The following is a 15,115-nucleotide window of genomic DNA, read 5'->3' as shown; positions in this document are numbered from 1 at the left end:
TTAAGAATTTTGGTTTTGCAGTCGTATTTAAGTCTAGTCATTCAACAGCTTCTAAACTATTCCAGCCTTTCTCACTTTATACTTAACTACTCCCGCAAAAAGTCTGTAGAACTGCCGAATCACACGCCTATACCATTTATCAGTAAACGACATGTCAATTAACTCGTTTATCCAGTACAAGCCATGATTCAAACACTTAAGCAAAAGCTCCTTATGCAGCTCCGTCATCTCAGTCTCCTTAAACCAATCCTCATTCTTCAACCTACCCATAGGCACAAAAAACAACGGCACAATCAAACTTCTAACACCCTTAAGGTCATCCATCAACTCTACAGTCTTAACCAAATCATCCTCAGTCTCTTCTGGAGAACCCACAATAAGCGTACACGCTGGAACAAGCTTATTATCATGCATCAACCCCATACCAGTACGCACAACTTCCGGCCACTCTTCCGGCTTGAACGGATGCGCTTTCGCAGGCATGATTTTCTTAGCAAGCCTTCCAGAACCCGTTTCTATTCCTACCTCAGCACCCCACCACGCTTGCTTCTGCAGAATAATTTCAGAAATCTTCGACAGAAGCTTCGGCTTAGCCGCAACTGCAGCAAGCGAACAGTGACTCCACCCTACACTCTCGCATTTCTTGGCAACCACTTCATGAAGTTCTATGAGTTTTTCGTCATTCGGAATTGTGTTTTTGGAACCGTAAAGCATAACATCCTCCGCATGAAGCGCTACACCTTTTGTGTAGCCGCTCTCCATATTCACATCAATCTCACGCAGTACCTTCTCAACAGGATACCAACGCAAAGGACGCAAAGTCACACTACAGAATTGGCATCCACGGCAACATCCACGACCAATTTCCACCAAACCATCAACTGAAGGCTTCATAATATCGGGTATCTCATCAAGACTCGGCGTTTCTTCAACAGTAGATTCATAATACTTAGGAAGCGGCTCATCATTCAAGGCAGCCCTAAAAATTCTTCCCACCACTTTCTCAGCTTCACCAGAAATTATGCAGTCTATCCCGTATTCTTCAACAAACTTTGGACGATGCAAAAATTGCCAAACACCTTGACCGCCAACAATAATCTTTAACCCACGTTTTTTAGCTTCCCTAATTTCCGGAGTAGCCAACAACGCACGAAAATGCTGTGCAAGATAAGGCTCCTTTTTCAAAACGAAAGCGAAAGTGGTTGAAGCCGGACCTAAACCGAAAGGGTCCATCACGTGAATTCCTAAAACCTTCGCCTCGTCAATGTACTCACTCACGTGCAACGGCGACACAGTCAAAACATCAAAACCTTCACTTAAAAGCTGAGCCTCAACCTTCCTTAAGCCATACGGCGCAGCTTCTGGAATGCCCTTTCTTGTCTTAATCGGCGGGAAAAAGAGCCAACTATAAAACCAGTCGGGAAGAAAGTTGGGTGGAGCACAAGTTCCGAATCCTAAGAATATGTTTTTATGGTAATCACTCATCAAGGTTCGGTCAGCAGTCAATATTATCTTGCCATTGTTGGCTTGTTTCTTTGGCAAATCGCCGTCGGCTCCAAATATTTTAATTCCAAATTTTAGAGATTTAAATTTTGATGCACTTTCTACTTAATGCTTATGGTAACAGCTTGACCTTGCATGGTTATTCACGACTCATTGCCATGTTCTTTTTCCCTCTTACTGAGAAAAAGGTATATGTTAGACTTCCCAATTAAGCTGAAAGACCAATGGAGAGAACAAAAAATTGAAAAAAATCATGGAAGTTAGATGGCACGGAAGAGGCGGCCAAGGAGCATGGACAGCAAGCGAATTACTGGCACGCGCGGCTATTCATGAAGGAAAATACATTCAATCTTTTCCCGAGTTTGGTCCAGAAAGAATGGGCGCGCCAGTCACAGCATTTACGCGAATAAGCACTGAACCAATAAAAATTCACTGCGCAGTCTACAATCCAGACATCGTAGCCGTAATCGACCCTACACTACTGAAAACCGTTCCTGTCGCCGAAGGACTAGGTAGAGAAGGAACAATCATAGTTAACTCGAAAGACGCTCCAACAGAAATTAGAAAAATGCTCAACTCAAATAAAGGTAAGGTGTGGAGTGTTCCCGCAACAGAAATAGCAATAAAAATTTTAGGAATGCCCATAGGCAACACAGCCATGCTCGGAGCCGTGGCACGCGTTACGGAAATTGTCAAATTAGAAAGCATCGAAAAAGTCGTTAAAGAACGATTCAGAAAAGACCTTGCCGAGAAAAATTTTGCGGTAATAAAAGAAGCTTATGAGGAGGTAAAATCAGAGTGACAGCAAAAGAAAAAAGTTGGAAAGAAATTTCTCCGGCAGGCGTATGCTGGAAAGCCAGCACTCAATTTTTGACTGGAGACTGGAAAACCTACAAACCCGTGAGGGATTTAGAAAAGTGCACGCGATGCTTATTATGCGTACTTTTCTGTCCAGACGGCGCAATACACTGGAAGCCTGAAAAAGGAGACATAGAATTTGACTACAACTTTTGCAAAGGCTGCGGAATATGCGCTAACGAGTGTCCAGCCAAAGCGATAGAAATGAAACTTGAATAGGGAAGGTGTATGACAAAATGAAAAGTGTTGTTAAACAGGAAGTTTTAGCCTTAAACGGAGACGAAGCAGTCGCTTTCGCCGCTAAACAGTCAGACGTTGACGTCGTAGCAGCTTACCCAATAACTCCGCAAACCATCATCGTGGAAAGATTCAGCGAGTACGTTGCCAACGGCGAAGTTGAAACCGAATTTGTATGCACAGAATCCGAACACAGCGCTTTAACTGCTTGCTTAGCAGCGTCAGTAACCGGTGCAAGAACCTTCACAGCCAGCGCTTCAGCTGGCTTAGCTTTGATGCATGAAATGCTCTTTGTGACTTCTGGATGCCGCGCACCCGTGGTCATGGCGATTGCAAACAGAGCTTTGTCTGCGCCATTGAATATTCATGGCGACCACTCTGACACTATGACGGAACGTGACAGCGGATGGATACAAATCTACGTTGAAAACGCGCAGGAAGCGTATGATTCGGTTATTCAAGCGTTTAGGATAGCTGAAAACACAGATGTGCTTTTGCCTGTGATTGTGGGTTTGGATGGTTTCACGTTGAGCCACACGTTAGAAAACGTGCATGTGCTCTCGGATGATGCGGTTAAAAGGTTTGTTGGAACCCGCAAGTTCATCAACGTCACGAATCATGAGGGCAAAACTGTTCCGTTTAAGCTTGACCCAAACAATCCAACGAGTATGGGTCCGATAGCGTTGCCGAATTACTATTTTGAGTTTAAGCGGCAACAGGAAGAAGCCATGAAAAATGCTTTGAAAGTAATTCAAGACGTAAACAAAGAATACGCCGCGATTAGTGGCAGAAGCTACGGAGACGGACTGGTTGATGCGTACCATGTTGAGGATGCGGAAGTAGCCATTGTCTGTTTAGGCTCAACGGCGGGCACCGTGAAAGCTGTTGTGGACGAGTTGAGAGCGGAAGGCGTCAAGGCTGGATTGCTTAGAATTCGCACTTTCCGACCATTACCCGTTGAAAGAATAGTTGATACGTTGAAAAATGTGAAGGCTGTGGCTGTTATGGACCGAAGCATGAGTTTCGGCGGAAACGGCGGACCCGTCTTCCATGAAGTCCGCCATGCACTCTATGACGCTGAAAAGCATCCTTACATTGTAAATTACATTTACGGTTTAGGCGGAAGAGACACCAGTCCAATGCAGGTTCGCAAGATTTACGAGGATTTACAGAAGATTCTGCGAACAAAACGCGTTGAAACACGCGTGCAGCATTTGGGATTAAGAGAATAGGAGGAGATGAAAATATGCAAACAGAAACTGAATGGAAATTCACCGCAAAAGACATCGCTGAAAAACCAGACTTGTTCCTTTCGGGACACAGAGCATGCGCGGGTTGTGGACCAGCAACCGTCTTGAGACTAATAATGAAAGCGGTTAGAGGACCCACAATAGTTACGAATGCGACAGGGTGTATGGAGGTTGTTTCGTCGATTTATCCGTACACTTCTTGGGCTGTTCCGTGGCTGCACACGGCGTTTGAGAATGCTGCTGCGAATGCTTCGGGAATTGACGCTGCATTGAAGATTTTGAAGAAGAAAAGAAGAATTAAGCACGAGCATGTAGACATTATTGCCTTGGCAGGAGACGGCGGCACCTACGACATTGGCATACAAGCGCTTTCAGGCGCGGTTGAAAGAGGACACGACTTTCTCTACGTGCTCTATGATAATGAGGCTTACATGAACACAGGCATACAACGCAGCGGAGGAACACCATTAGGCGCTTCAACAACCACTTCGCCAGCCGGCACAGTTATTCCGGGCAAGTTAGAGCATAAAAAACCCATTGCCGATATTATGGTGGCTCATGACATGCCTTATGTAGCTACGGCTTCGCCTTACTACTGGCGTGATTTGCTTGTGAAGGTCAGAAAAGGCTTAGAAGTGAATGGACCAGCGTTTTTGCATGTGTTTGCGCCTTGTCCGCGTGGATGGAGAAGCGACCCAGCTAAGTCTATAGAGCTTTCGCGTTTGGCAGTAGAAACATGCATATTTCCGTTGTGGGAAGCCGTAAACGGCGATTATCAGCTTTCAACACCGAGCAAAGTTTTCGCTTTAGCTCCACAAAAGAAGAAGCCAGTCAAGGAGTATTTGCAAGTGCAAGGACGTTTTAGGCATTTGTTCACGCCGAAATTTGAGAAATTAACCGAGGAAATTCAGCGAGTAACAGATGAACGGTGGAAACGTCTACTCAAAAAATGCGGAGTGGAGCAGCGGGCAAAGACAACAGCGTGAAATTCTCAAACTTTATTATTTCCGCCTTACGCTTTATTATCTGTTTGGAGATTCCACTATGAAAATTGTTTCTGTGGCTGAAGGCTACGAACGGATGTTCTGGGACCACGTGAACTGCGACCCTTTAGATTACTATTTTTTCATACTTGATTGGGCTCAACGCAAGGAACAAACGAAGATATTCTTGGCAATTGAGCAAAACAAAGTTTTAGGGTCGCTTTTGATTTTCGCTGATTATATTACACAGTTTAGGGGTAGTCGGGAGGCTGTGCAGAAATTGCTCGAGTATGCTAATCTTGAGAAGGTTGAGTTGCAGGCGCCGCCAGACTGCGAAGATATTATTTGCCAGAAATATAAGCCACGTGTCAAGCAGAACATGGTGCTGATGCATTTGAATCGGGGAGAGGAACATGTTCGCTTAACTGAAACTCCTGTAAGGCTTAATGTTGAAGATGCTGAAGAAGTAGCAGCTCTTATGAGGAGATGTGACCCTAAATGGTGGGGCGAAATTACAGCTGAACAGTTGAAACAGAGATGGGGAAACGTGTTTTGGCTTGGAATAAAAAAGGAAGGAAAGCCTGTTTCCGTTGGAAACACACGATTCGTGAATTTTGCAAGTAACATCGGAGTAGTAGCCACCGAAGAACGTTACAGAAACATGGGATACGCTACGTCGATTGTCTCCGCACTTGTTCAAGAGATTCTGAAGAGGTCTCCAATTGCGTTGATTCATGTCATAGCGGACAATGCTCCAGCCATCCGTGCATACTCAAAAGTAGGCTTCAAACCATATAGGACATACCTTTCCATAAGAACATGAAAATTTTAGCTGTTTTCTTTTAGGTATTTTTCTATTTCGTTTTCTGCATTATCAGCCTTTATAAATATGGGCACATTTTCCATGCCAGTAGCAATGTAGCTTGACAAGAGCCATTCGCCTGGCGCAAATTCCAAAGTCTTTTCAAGTATGCCTTTGTCTAGCATGAAAGTTTCGCTTATTACTTGACGGTCGTATGGACGCGGCAAAGTGCCAACAAAATAGGTGTGAAGTTGCTGCAGTGCGTTCGTGTTCAGATAAGCAACACGTTGCGTGGCTATGCATGCGCCTAAGCCATATTTTCTGCCTTGCCTAAGCAAAGTTTCAACATGCATGGAGCATTTGGCTTCTATGCCAGATGCGTTGCTTGGAATAAACTCTTGCGCTTCGTCGAAAACGAGCAGTATGTAGGGTTTAACTTGGAATCGGCGTTTTCTACGAACAAGCAAATCCTGTGTTAGGGTTAACACTAAATCTTTTATTGTGTAGGGGTCAGCAATAGAAATGCAAACAAGCCTTGTCTTCTTGTCTTCTAGCAAATCTCTGATTTTTTCGATTGCTAAACCGCCCGTGTCTGTCTCCTCAATTTCATCTTTCCTTCTTATTCTGTCGATGAGCATGTTTCTTGTTGTTCCCCACGCGTATAATCCGCTTTTTTCGTGAACTTTAAACTCTTCAACTTTGGCTCTTGCAACTTCATCGATGTAGTTGACGAAGTCTTCGGTTACTTCCTGATTTTCCATGGCGCTGTGTTCTTCCATGTACGCTAAAATTGCGTCGTGAATCTCGTCAATAGCGTTAATGTAGTTAGGCTTGTCTGATGCGCCTCTTCTTTGCTCGTTGAGCTCGTCCATGAACTGGCTGTATGTTGGAACTTTGCGTCTTGGTCTTCTGTAATAAGCGAGTTTGCCTTGCTTCATTATCTGCCCTAGTCCCGCTTTGATTCGCTCGTCTGCCTCATACTCTCTGGGCTTCACGACAGAGTTGAAGAACTGCTCTAAAGATTCAATTTTGTTTTCCATGACAACCTTCGCTGGAAAAGCAGGGTCAGCAAGCAAATCCAAAAGCAAGAACACGTATTCACAGCTTATGTCAAAAACTAAAACCTTCGTATCGCTAGTGTGTAGTAGAATCCTTCGCAGAATGTTTGACATCAAATTGCTTTTTCCACCGCCGGTGAAAGCAAAAACGCCAAAATGATAACGCACAAGCTTTTCGAAGTCCACGTAAATGGGAATCACCGTTTCGCTTGCTTGGAACATTTTTATCAAGCCAAGCCTTGGGTCGCTTCTTGCGTCTTGCACAGTTTTGGACGGGTCGATGCCGAACGCTTGAGCTATTTTTTGGTTGTACATGCGATTTATCATTTCGCTGTTTAATAGGTAGACTTTGCTTCCCACAACTGGATAAGAAAAGCCCTTAACAAATTGGAAATCGCATTTCTCGTTCAAGATTAGATCGTAGTTTATTGGTATTGCGTCTATCTGAATCATCATCGTAGACTTGTCATCCGTCTGCCAATCCTCTTCCGACTGTTCAATAATCTCAAACTGCATGGGATAGTAGCCATGGTCAGACAACCCACGCAAACCAAAATGTTCCGGCCATACACGGCTAATCTCCATAAGCGTAAAACGCTCTTCGCCTTGTCCCGCTTGTTTAAAATTCTTAACAGCCAAAAGCATCCCTTCCTCAAGCAAGCCCATCAAATCCTTCTGATACTCAACTTTGACACGGCACTGATAACGTGCACTTGTGCCTGCAAGCTTCGACTCTTCTGCAGCACCAAAATATCTCGGAATCACCGCAGCCAGTCTCGCGTGAAACTTGCCGTCAAAATCTGTAAAACAAAACGTGTTCAACGTGTTTTCTCTCCGCGCATTCAAGACATTGTTCGCCTCTGAAATTATGATGTGTATAGATTACTTTTTCAATTTAAGCTATTCTCGTCCAATACAGAAGAGCATTATACTCAAGTTCTAACCAGAAATTCAAGGTATTTATAAGGGGGGTACTAACTTGCCACACAGAGAGAACACGCACATACTAACCCTGCTCTCTCCTTGCCGCTTCTATTGACGCTCTTCTCTCCCTAAAAGTGCTCATGTAAAAAATGAACCTCCTCAACTTATGATTATTCAATATCCAATCAGCCGTAGTATCCACAACACATTTAAACTGCCCATAATTCCACTTCGCAATCTTATCAGCAACAAACAACGCCTTATTATGCCCAAACGCTTCAGGAATACTCGAAGGCGCCATAACCGCCAAAACACTCAAAACCAAACCTTGCAACTTATTAGGCACGCTCTTATCCCTAAACAAAATCACCTCCAAAGGCTCCCTCGTGCCATCACTCAGCTCATTCCAAAACCTCACAACACTCTCAGGCTTACAATCATACTCTGGATAAACCAAACGGTCAACAAGCAACACATTACTCCGCAACAAAGGGTCCGTTTTAGCTTGGCTTAACTGCACATAAGTCTTAACAAAAACCTTCTCAAGTCCAATCTTATTCTTTATCGCGCCAGAAACGAAACCCTTACGGTTCTGCCTATCCGAAACCATCGTCCTAAAAGCAGAATCATACTCGATTAAGCTCCATGGCGGCTTAATCTTTTCTGGGTTAAAGATACTCGCAGACTGCAATATCATACGGTCCGTGTTTGGCAGCTTATCAAAAACTTCCCGCGAAATGCTCGTTTTCAATAAACCTTCATTTTGCATTATTGGAATTAACTGCCGTTTAAAATCTCTCGCGGCGGTATCCTTCGTAATGCCAACAAGCAGAATACGCCTTTTCCAGCACTCCTCCATAAGCAAATGCAGAGTAAAAAGCGTCAAAAACGCAATATCAAGAGTCGTCAACCAATGCTCCTTACCACCCTTCACAATCTTCATCAAATTAGCAGTCTCTGTCTCCAATTTTTTAGCAAAAAAGAAACGGTCACCAAGACTTGTCACAAGCTTTCTAACACGTTCCCACGTAGTCACATACTTCGGATTCAAAACGTAATTTCCATGTTTCTCAGTTAATATTCCCCTTTCAACAAGATGCCTAACACATCTTTCCACCCTTTTGGCTCTTTTCTCATCAGTTATCCCAAACTCCGCCAAAACCTGCTTAACCGTTAAAGCTACTTTTCGCTTGGCTAAATCAACCACTGCATAACGCAAATAATCAGCTCTCGCAGGTGGCAAACCCAAAGCCTGATTACAAATCCACTGTCGCGCAATAGTCAAATCATTAACGTCAAAGGATTCGCCATCAACCTCGTATCCAACGATGCTACTTTTCGCCTTCCACAAATCACTCCTCGAAGTATCATAAAGCAAACTCGCCCGCTCAACAGACAAACTCCTATCCAAAAAAATAACACGCACTTCACGCTCCGAATCAGTAGCAAACTTATAAGCAAGATAATACTCGGCAAAAGTCATTATCCAATTCGCAATCGTAGCATTATTAATAATCGACTCATCAGTCAACAACCTATCCAAGTTAACCTCATCCGGCTGTCTCACCTCAAAAAAAGTCTGGTCTATCTCTGGAACTTCATTCACGTAAACGGGCACAACGCTTGAAATGCCAGCGCCCTGCTGAACCGTTCTTTCATCATACTCCACCTTAGGCTTGTCCTTTTCAGAAAAAATTATCGTGCCCGTAGAAGCGTAAGCACCACCGAAAAAAATTACCAAATCAAACAACGGACGCGAATACATTGTCCCGTCTATTCCAGCAAAACGAACCTTCGAAGCGCCGAAAAATTCTTTGGCTGTTTTGCACGCTTCTTCCGGATTCAAATCAGTTATCACAAGGTTTGAAAGCAAACTGTCATAAAGATTCTTGAGACACGAAAAGCGTTGCTCATAATCCAAAACCTGCCTAGAAGCACCCAACCTAAGCATATTGCTAGTCCGCGTAACCGAATCACTCAACGAAGACAAACATCACTCACCAGTTCAACAATAACTCAAAGAAGCTAAAAACCTTGCCACCAACCCACAACCTTTACCCTTCAACTTCCAAACCTCAGAAAATGTAAATAAACAACAAACACGATAGAAAACCATACAAAACCAAAACTGGGCGGGGTTGCCCTAGCCTGGTAGGGGGCAGGCCTGCTAAGCCTGTGGTCGGTAACGGCCGCGCGGGTTCAAATCCCGCACCCCGCGCCACAGCTTATTCGACCATTATAGGATGAATTAGTTGATTACAGTGTGGACAGTGCACTAGCCCTTTGTCGCGTAGGGCTCTCCAGCGTTTTTTGCAGAAGGGGCATTGAAATAGTATGGTGCCGCTGTAGACAGTTAGCCATTGCCGACTTAAAATTAATACTATGACGCCTGCAGAGATCAGCGCAATTCCAGAGATTATCAAGTATGCTAGTTTGAATTCGATAATTGGAATGAAATCAAGCTTTTGAGTCCAAATAGCTATCCAGAAACTTTGGACTGGATTTTGAGCGGAAATGTTAGGCCAAATTTCCCAAATGGTTACGGAAATAAGAACTAATCCTACTAGGCAAAGCGCTATTCCCAGCGCGTAGCCAGATTTCTGTTTTCTAAGTATTCTCAATTACCTGCACGACTCGTTTGGTTAGTTGTACTTGTGAATATTTGATAACTTAAATATTGCGATTTAATAATCAACACTTTGCGACCACCAAAACAAACCAAATACACTAACCGAATCTTGCACCAAAGCAATTACTGAGAACACAGAAAAAACGCCAAAAATTAGCTAGCAATTTGCCAGTTTGTATTGGCGGTTCTGGCAGTCAACCATTTCATTCTCAAACAGCTTACGCAAAGCCTTAAAAATTTTCTTTTCAGACTCTCCGGTTTTCTGGGCGATTTCTGCAAGTGTCAAGGGCTTATCAGAGCTTTTTAATGTTGCAATGACGAGTTCATCAATCTTGTTTAGTTTTACCATGCTAATCACCCCGTGATTTAGTGAACATGCCAGTTTTAGAGTTTATGTTTCATTTTTTCTTATAAGATTTTTCAATGCAATTGTCGCGTAGTAAGCATTGGCTAGTTTTATTTTTGCATAATCAATGTAGAAGGATTGGCTAAAAAATAGTGAAGGGAGTGGGAGTGAATGGCAAAGAAAGGTTCGAAGCATAAATGTGAAGAATGCGGGCTTGTTGTGATTATTGATAAAGCGTGTGGATGTGCCACTTGCGATTTGATTTGTTGCGGTGTCCCCATGAAAGAGATGAAGCCGAAAACTAAGAAGTAAACAGTTACGCTTATGCTTGTTTATTCCATGCTTCTTTCAATTTCGAAACAAAGTCTTCCTCGTTTTCTGCAATTTGCTTTTTCACTTCTTTCCACGTAGCCGAGCAATCTTTATAATCCACATGGACGGTGCTGTGGATTATTTTGTCAATTTCTTTTCTGTTCTCGTTCGTAACTTGTATTCCTGCTTTTTTGAAAATTTCTTTAAGATGTCTGAAATAACAAGTCACAGCACATGCCTCTAAATAATAATTGACTCTTTAGCCCATATAGCTTTCTAAAGTTGCCTTACAAATTCTTATTATCTGTCTGTATTTGAGATTCGCAATGGTTATTGATTTTGAATGTGCCAAAAATATGTGATGTTCCGAATCAGAATGGCATTGACTTTTCTTTTTCTCACGATTATGCTATTGGGCACTATATGTCAGGTTAGAGCGGCAACCAAAAGCTTTACAGTGCAAAGCGGCGAAGAAATAACAGAAATTCTAGACCTCACAGTTGAAGATCACGTTACGATAATATTTACGGTCGGCGGATTAACCGAAGGCACCATTGATTTTTACATGACGTTTCCTAACGGAACCGTGAAGGCGTTTGGCAGAAGAGCGTCTCTTGATTACAGGTTTGTCTGCGATTTGAAAGGCGAATATGTTTTGCATTTTTTTAATAAATATTCATCGCAGGATGTGCTTGTCACGTTAAATTATGAAATTCAACACTACATTTTCGGAATTCCACAAACGCTTTTCTTTACGCTGGTAATCGCGGCAGTTTGTGTGGCTGCGGTTGCAGCTTTTATTCTTATGGGAAGACCACATTAGTTTCTGGTGCAGTGTAAATGATTTATATCGATTTAGTTAATAACAGACTGCGGTGGGGAAGATGCTTGTTACGAACAAGGATTTGTTGGTGCCGGCTAGTCGGAATGGTTATGCTGTTGGCGCTTTTAACATAAATAATTTGGAGGCTTTGTTGGCTGTTAGTGAGGCGGCTGTTGAGGAGAAATCGCCTGTTATAGTTGCTGTCACGCCGAGCGCGATTAAGTATGGTGGTTTGGCTTACTTGTCAGAAATTGTGAAGACTGCCGCGAAATCGGTGCCGGTGCCCATGGCGCTTCACCTTGACCATGGCGAGGACTTTGAGATAGTTTCGAAGTGTGTTGGTGCTGGTTTCACGTCTGTTATGATTGACGGTTCTTTTTTGAAGTTTGAGGAGAATGTTGCTTTGACGAGGCGTGTGGTTGATTTGGCGCATCCGAAAGGGGTGGCGGTTGAGGCTGAGCTTGGAAGGCTTGCGGGTGTGGAGGAGAAGACGGTTGAGGAGAAAGAGGCTGTTTTAACTGATCCTGAAACGGCGAAAGAATTTGTTGAAAAAACTGGGGTGGACGCTCTTGCAGTGGCGATAGGGACGTCTCATGGTGCTTACAAGTTTAAGGCTGAGCCGAAACTTGATTTTGAAAGGTTGAGGGAGATTAGGGAAAAGGTGGATGTGCCGCTTGTGTTGCATGGCGCTTCGAGTGTTCCTCAGTGGATTATTGAGAAAGCCGTGAAATACGGAGCTGAATTAGCTGGGGCGAAGGGCATCCCAGAAGAGCACATTAAGAAGGCGATTTCTTTGGGAATTGCAAAAATAAACATTGACACTGATTTGAGATTGGCTTTTACAGCTACCGTCCGCGAGGTTTTGGCGAAAACGCCGAAGGAGTTTGACCCGAGAAAAATTTTGGGTCCGGCTAAGGAAGCGATGAAAGAGGTTGTTAAGGGTAAAATGCGGTTGTTTGGGAGTTCTGGGAAAGCATAGTTAATGGTGAAAAGCGCATATGAAAGTTGGAGTTTTAAGTGGTGGAGGCGATGCTCCGGGAATTAACGCTGTTATTCGAGCAGTTGTTAGAAAAGGCATTCAAAATTATGGTTATGAGGTTGTTGGTGTAAAAGATGGTTGGCGTGGACTGCTTGAGGGCGAGTTTTTGCCTTTAAGTTTGAATGCTGTGTCGGGTATTCTTCCGCGTGGTGGCTCTATATTAGGCACTTCGAGGACGAACCCGTTTAAACGTGAAAAGGGACCAGAGACGATTATGAAAAATGCTGAGAAGACGGGTATTGAGGCTGTGGTTGTTATTGGCGGCGATGACACGTTAAGTGTGGCGTTTAAGATGGGAGATTTTGGGCTTAAATGCGTTGGGGTTCCAAAAACTATCGATAATGATTTGTCTGGCACTGATTACACTTTTGGCTTCAACACGGCTGTTGCAATTGCCACTGAAGCTCTTGATAGACTTCACACGACAGCAGAAGCCCACAATCGAGTAATAATTCTCGAAGTAATGGGGAGATACACTGGTCACATTGCTTTGGAAGTGGGACTTGCTGGTGGCGCTGATGTTATTTTGATTCCGGAGAAACCTTTTGACATAGATGAAGTTTGCAGGTATATTAGGCGTAGGCAGGAGCGTGGCAGAAACTTCAGTTTGATTGTTGTTGCTGAAGGGGCTAAACCGAAGGGTGGAAAAGAGATTGTTTACAGCGAAAGCATAGATGAGTTTGGGCACATAAGTCTTGGCGGTGTTGGTTATTTTCTTGGGAAAGAGATTGAAAAGTGTACGGGTATAGAAACGCGTGTAGTGGTTTTGGGGCATCTTCAACGCGGCGGTTCTCCAACGGCTTTTGATAGAATATTAGCCACGCGGTTTGGGATAGCCGCAGTAGACTTTGTTCATGAAGGAAAGTTTGGGCGCATGGTTGCCATTCAAGGGAACAAGATTGTTTCGGTTCCGCTTAAAACTGTTGTTGGTAAGCGTAAACCTGTGGATTTGGAACTTTACGAAATAGCGAGCGTGTTTTTCGGATGAAAGACGATTTAAACGAGCCCTCTACTATAAATCAGCCTTACTTTTCTGACATGAATGTGTATTTATTTGTTAGCTTCCTTCTCGGCATTCTTCTTGGGTTAGCTGCATTAGTGACGGGAATTAAGTATATTTATGCTCCGTGGCCGGCGCATGGTCCTGTCGGTGTGGTTGGGGCATTCTTAGTTATTGTTGGTTTACTGATTATTCTCGGCAGCATTTTGGTTTTAAAAAAAGAAAACCGTAATTGTTGGCGCTTTGCTCATTTTGGTTCCCGGACTTATTTATGGTCCTCAGAGTTTAATGCCGTTGGTTCTATATGACCTTGTAGCTTTCTTGTTAGGTTGGGGATTACCAGTAGCTAGTTTCATACTTGCTCTTTATGGAAGAAAACTATAGATTTATGTTGCCAGTGTTCTTGCCATTTTAAGTAAGCTCAAGTCTAAAGGCTTTTCCATCTGACATGATTTCTCAAGTTCTATACTTGTTATTTTGCCGTTTTGCAGTCCAACTACTCTGTTTCCCTGTCCCTTGGCTAATAACTCAACTGCCTCGTTTGCGAATAGATTGGCTAGTAGTCGGCTTCTGGCTGTTGGAGACCCGCCTCTTTGTGCATAGCCTATGATGCTGAGTCTTACTTCTGCGCCTGTGCGTGTTTCAATTTCGTTTGCGATTTTGCGCGTGTCGCCCACGCCTTCTGCGGCTACTATTATCCCAGACCTTTTTCCTTTTTCGCTGTTTTCTTTAATGTTCCTTAAGATTTCTTCGATGGGAGTTTTGACTTCTGGGACTAGGATTGTTTCGGCTCCGACTGTGATACCAACTGTTAATGCTAGGAAGCCTCTTGTTCTTCCCATGACTTCGACTATGAAGATTCTTTCATGGGAAATTGCTGTGTCGCGGATTTTGTCGATTTCAGCTACTGCAGTGTTCACCGCAGTGTCGAAGCCGATGGTTTCGTCTGTGCCGTAAACGTCGTTGTCGATTGTTGCTGGAACGCCTACAATGAGTGTGCTTGTTTTTTGGCTTAGTTCATGTGCTGCTTTGAAGGAGCCGTTGCCGCCGATGACGATTAAACCGTCTACCTTGTTTGAGGCGAGAGTTTCCGCTGCTTTTTTAATGCTTTCTGGTTTTCTGAAGTGCGGGCATCGTGATGTTAGAAGGATTGTGCCGCCTAACTGCATTATGCCGCCTACTGAACGCGGCGTTAACGCTCTGAACGTGCTTGTCATTAAGCCTTCCCAGCCTTTCTCGAAACCTAAAACTTGGAAGTCTTTTGCGTAGGCTAAGCGTGTGACTGCTCGGATGGCGGCGTTCATGCCGGGTGCGTCTCCGCCGCTTGTAACCACGCCGATGGTTTTCAAGG

General features: G+C 43.7%; 17 protein-coding genes and 1 tRNA gene. 11 read left to right on the top strand and 7 right to left on the bottom strand.

The genetic code is table 11. From position 1 onward, the window contains the following. Positions 1–51: 51 nt before the first annotated feature. Positions 52–1,542, bottom strand: a complete 1,491-nt coding sequence (locus tag HM003_06410) for a B12-binding domain-containing radical SAM protein (protein ID MBX5328965.1) — start codon at positions 1,540–1,542, stop codon at positions 52–54. Positions 1,543–1,753: 211 nt separating this feature from the next. Between HM003_06410 and HM003_06405 the strand changes: the two genes are divergently transcribed. From HM003_06405 to HM003_06385, 5 genes are read left to right on the top strand one after another with little or no spacing between them, the layout of a single operon-like run. Continuing rightward, positions 1,754–2,305, top strand: coding sequence for a pyruvate synthase subunit porC (locus tag HM003_06405; GenBank protein ID MBX5328964.1), 552 nt, complete (start codon positions 1,754–1,756; stop codon positions 2,303–2,305). Further along, on the top strand, positions 2,296–2,580 hold the full coding sequence (locus tag HM003_06400) for a 4Fe-4S binding protein (GenBank protein MBX5328963.1): 285 nt from the start codon (positions 2,296–2,298) through the stop codon (positions 2,578–2,580). The genes HM003_06405 and HM003_06400 overlap by 10 nt, the downstream gene beginning before the upstream one ends. 17 nt (positions 2,581–2,597) lie before the next feature. After that, on the top strand, positions 2,598–3,830 hold the full coding sequence (gene porA / locus HM003_06395; protein ID MBX5328962.1) for a pyruvate ferredoxin oxidoreductase: 1,233 nt from the start codon (positions 2,598–2,600) through the stop codon (positions 3,828–3,830). A gap of 14 nt (positions 3,831–3,844) precedes the next feature. After that, positions 3,845–4,834, top strand: a complete 990-nt coding sequence (locus tag HM003_06390; GenBank protein ID MBX5328961.1) for a pyruvate ferredoxin oxidoreductase — start codon at positions 3,845–3,847, stop codon at positions 4,832–4,834. 58 nt (positions 4,835–4,892) lie between these two features. Beyond that, complete coding sequence (locus HM003_06385) at positions 4,893–5,654, top strand: GNAT family N-acetyltransferase (protein MBX5328960.1); 762 nt, start codon at positions 4,893–4,895, stop codon at positions 5,652–5,654. 5 nt (positions 5,655–5,659) lie between these two features. Here the strand turns inward: HM003_06385 and HM003_06380 are convergent, their stop codons facing one another. Both HM003_06380 and HM003_06375 read right to left on the bottom strand, forming a co-directional pair. Further along, complete coding sequence (locus tag HM003_06380) at positions 5,660–7,537, bottom strand: ATP-binding protein (GenBank protein ID MBX5328959.1); 1,878 nt, start codon at positions 7,535–7,537, stop codon at positions 5,660–5,662. Between the two features lie 160 nt (positions 7,538–7,697). Further along, positions 7,698–9,605 (bottom strand): hypothetical protein, encoded by a 1,908-nt coding sequence (locus HM003_06375; protein MBX5328958.1) that lies wholly within the window; start codon positions 9,603–9,605, stop codon positions 7,698–7,700. Positions 9,606–9,747: 142 nt separating this feature from the next. Between HM003_06375 and HM003_06370 the strand changes: the two genes are divergently transcribed. Continuing rightward, a tRNA-Ser gene (locus HM003_06370) sits at positions 9,748–9,836 on the top strand. A 4-nt stretch (positions 9,837–9,840) separates the two neighbouring features. Here HM003_06370 and HM003_06365 read toward each other — a convergent pair. Beyond that, entirely contained in the window at positions 9,841–10,236 is a 396-nt protein-coding gene (locus HM003_06365) for a hypothetical protein (GenBank protein MBX5328957.1), read from the bottom strand. Between the two features lie 165 nt (positions 10,237–10,401). Then, positions 10,402–10,593, bottom strand: a complete 192-nt coding sequence (locus tag HM003_06360) for a MarR family transcriptional regulator (GenBank protein MBX5328956.1) — start codon at positions 10,591–10,593, stop codon at positions 10,402–10,404. A gap of 168 nt (positions 10,594–10,761) precedes the next feature. On the opposite strand from HM003_06360, the gene HM003_06355 reads away from it, so the two are divergent. Beyond that, entirely contained in the window at positions 10,762–10,902 is a 141-nt protein-coding gene (locus HM003_06355; protein MBX5328955.1) for a hypothetical protein, read from the top strand. Between the two features lie 10 nt (positions 10,903–10,912). On the opposite strand, the gene HM003_06350 is transcribed toward HM003_06355, so the two are convergent. After that, complete coding sequence (locus HM003_06350) at positions 10,913–11,131, bottom strand: hypothetical protein (protein MBX5328954.1); 219 nt, start codon at positions 11,129–11,131, stop codon at positions 10,913–10,915. Positions 11,132–11,245: 114 nt separating this feature from the next. On the opposite strand from HM003_06350, the gene HM003_06345 reads away from it, so the two are divergent. The 4 genes from HM003_06345 (at position 11,246) to HM003_06330 (ending at position 14,072) form a co-directional block, all read left to right on the top strand. Next, positions 11,246–11,725, top strand: coding sequence for a hypothetical protein (locus HM003_06345; GenBank protein ID MBX5328953.1), 480 nt, complete (start codon positions 11,246–11,248; stop codon positions 11,723–11,725). Between the two features lie 61 nt (positions 11,726–11,786). Continuing rightward, positions 11,787–12,704 carry a class II fructose-1,6-bisphosphate aldolase gene (gene fba / locus HM003_06340; GenBank protein ID MBX5328952.1) on the top strand — a complete coding sequence of 306 codons (918 nt, stop codon included), beginning with the start codon at positions 11,787–11,789 and terminating at the stop codon, positions 12,702–12,704. A 19-nt stretch (positions 12,705–12,723) separates the two neighbouring features. Beyond that, complete coding sequence (locus HM003_06335; protein ID MBX5328951.1) at positions 12,724–13,752, top strand: 6-phosphofructokinase; 1,029 nt, start codon at positions 12,724–12,726, stop codon at positions 13,750–13,752. Next, positions 13,749–14,072 (top strand): hypothetical protein, encoded by a 324-nt coding sequence (locus HM003_06330; GenBank protein ID MBX5328950.1) that lies wholly within the window; start codon positions 13,749–13,751, stop codon positions 14,070–14,072. The genes HM003_06335 and HM003_06330 overlap by 4 nt, the downstream gene beginning before the upstream one ends. A 78-nt stretch (positions 14,073–14,150) precedes the next feature. On the opposite strand, the gene HM003_06325 is transcribed toward HM003_06330, so the two are convergent. Next, positions 14,151–15,113 (bottom strand): 6-phosphofructokinase, encoded by a 963-nt coding sequence (locus tag HM003_06325; GenBank protein ID MBX5328949.1) that lies wholly within the window; start codon positions 15,111–15,113, stop codon positions 14,151–14,153. Positions 15,114–15,115 lie beyond the last annotated feature (2 nt).

The sequence above is a fragment of the Candidatus Bathyarchaeota archaeon A05DMB-5 genome, from assembly GCA_019685655.1.
In the GTDB taxonomy this organism is placed as follows: Archaea; Thermoproteota; Bathyarchaeia; order Bathyarchaeales; family Bathycorpusculaceae; genus DSLH01.
Note: the sequence above shows the minus strand (reverse complement) of the source record. Positions and strands in the feature narration are given on the sequence as shown.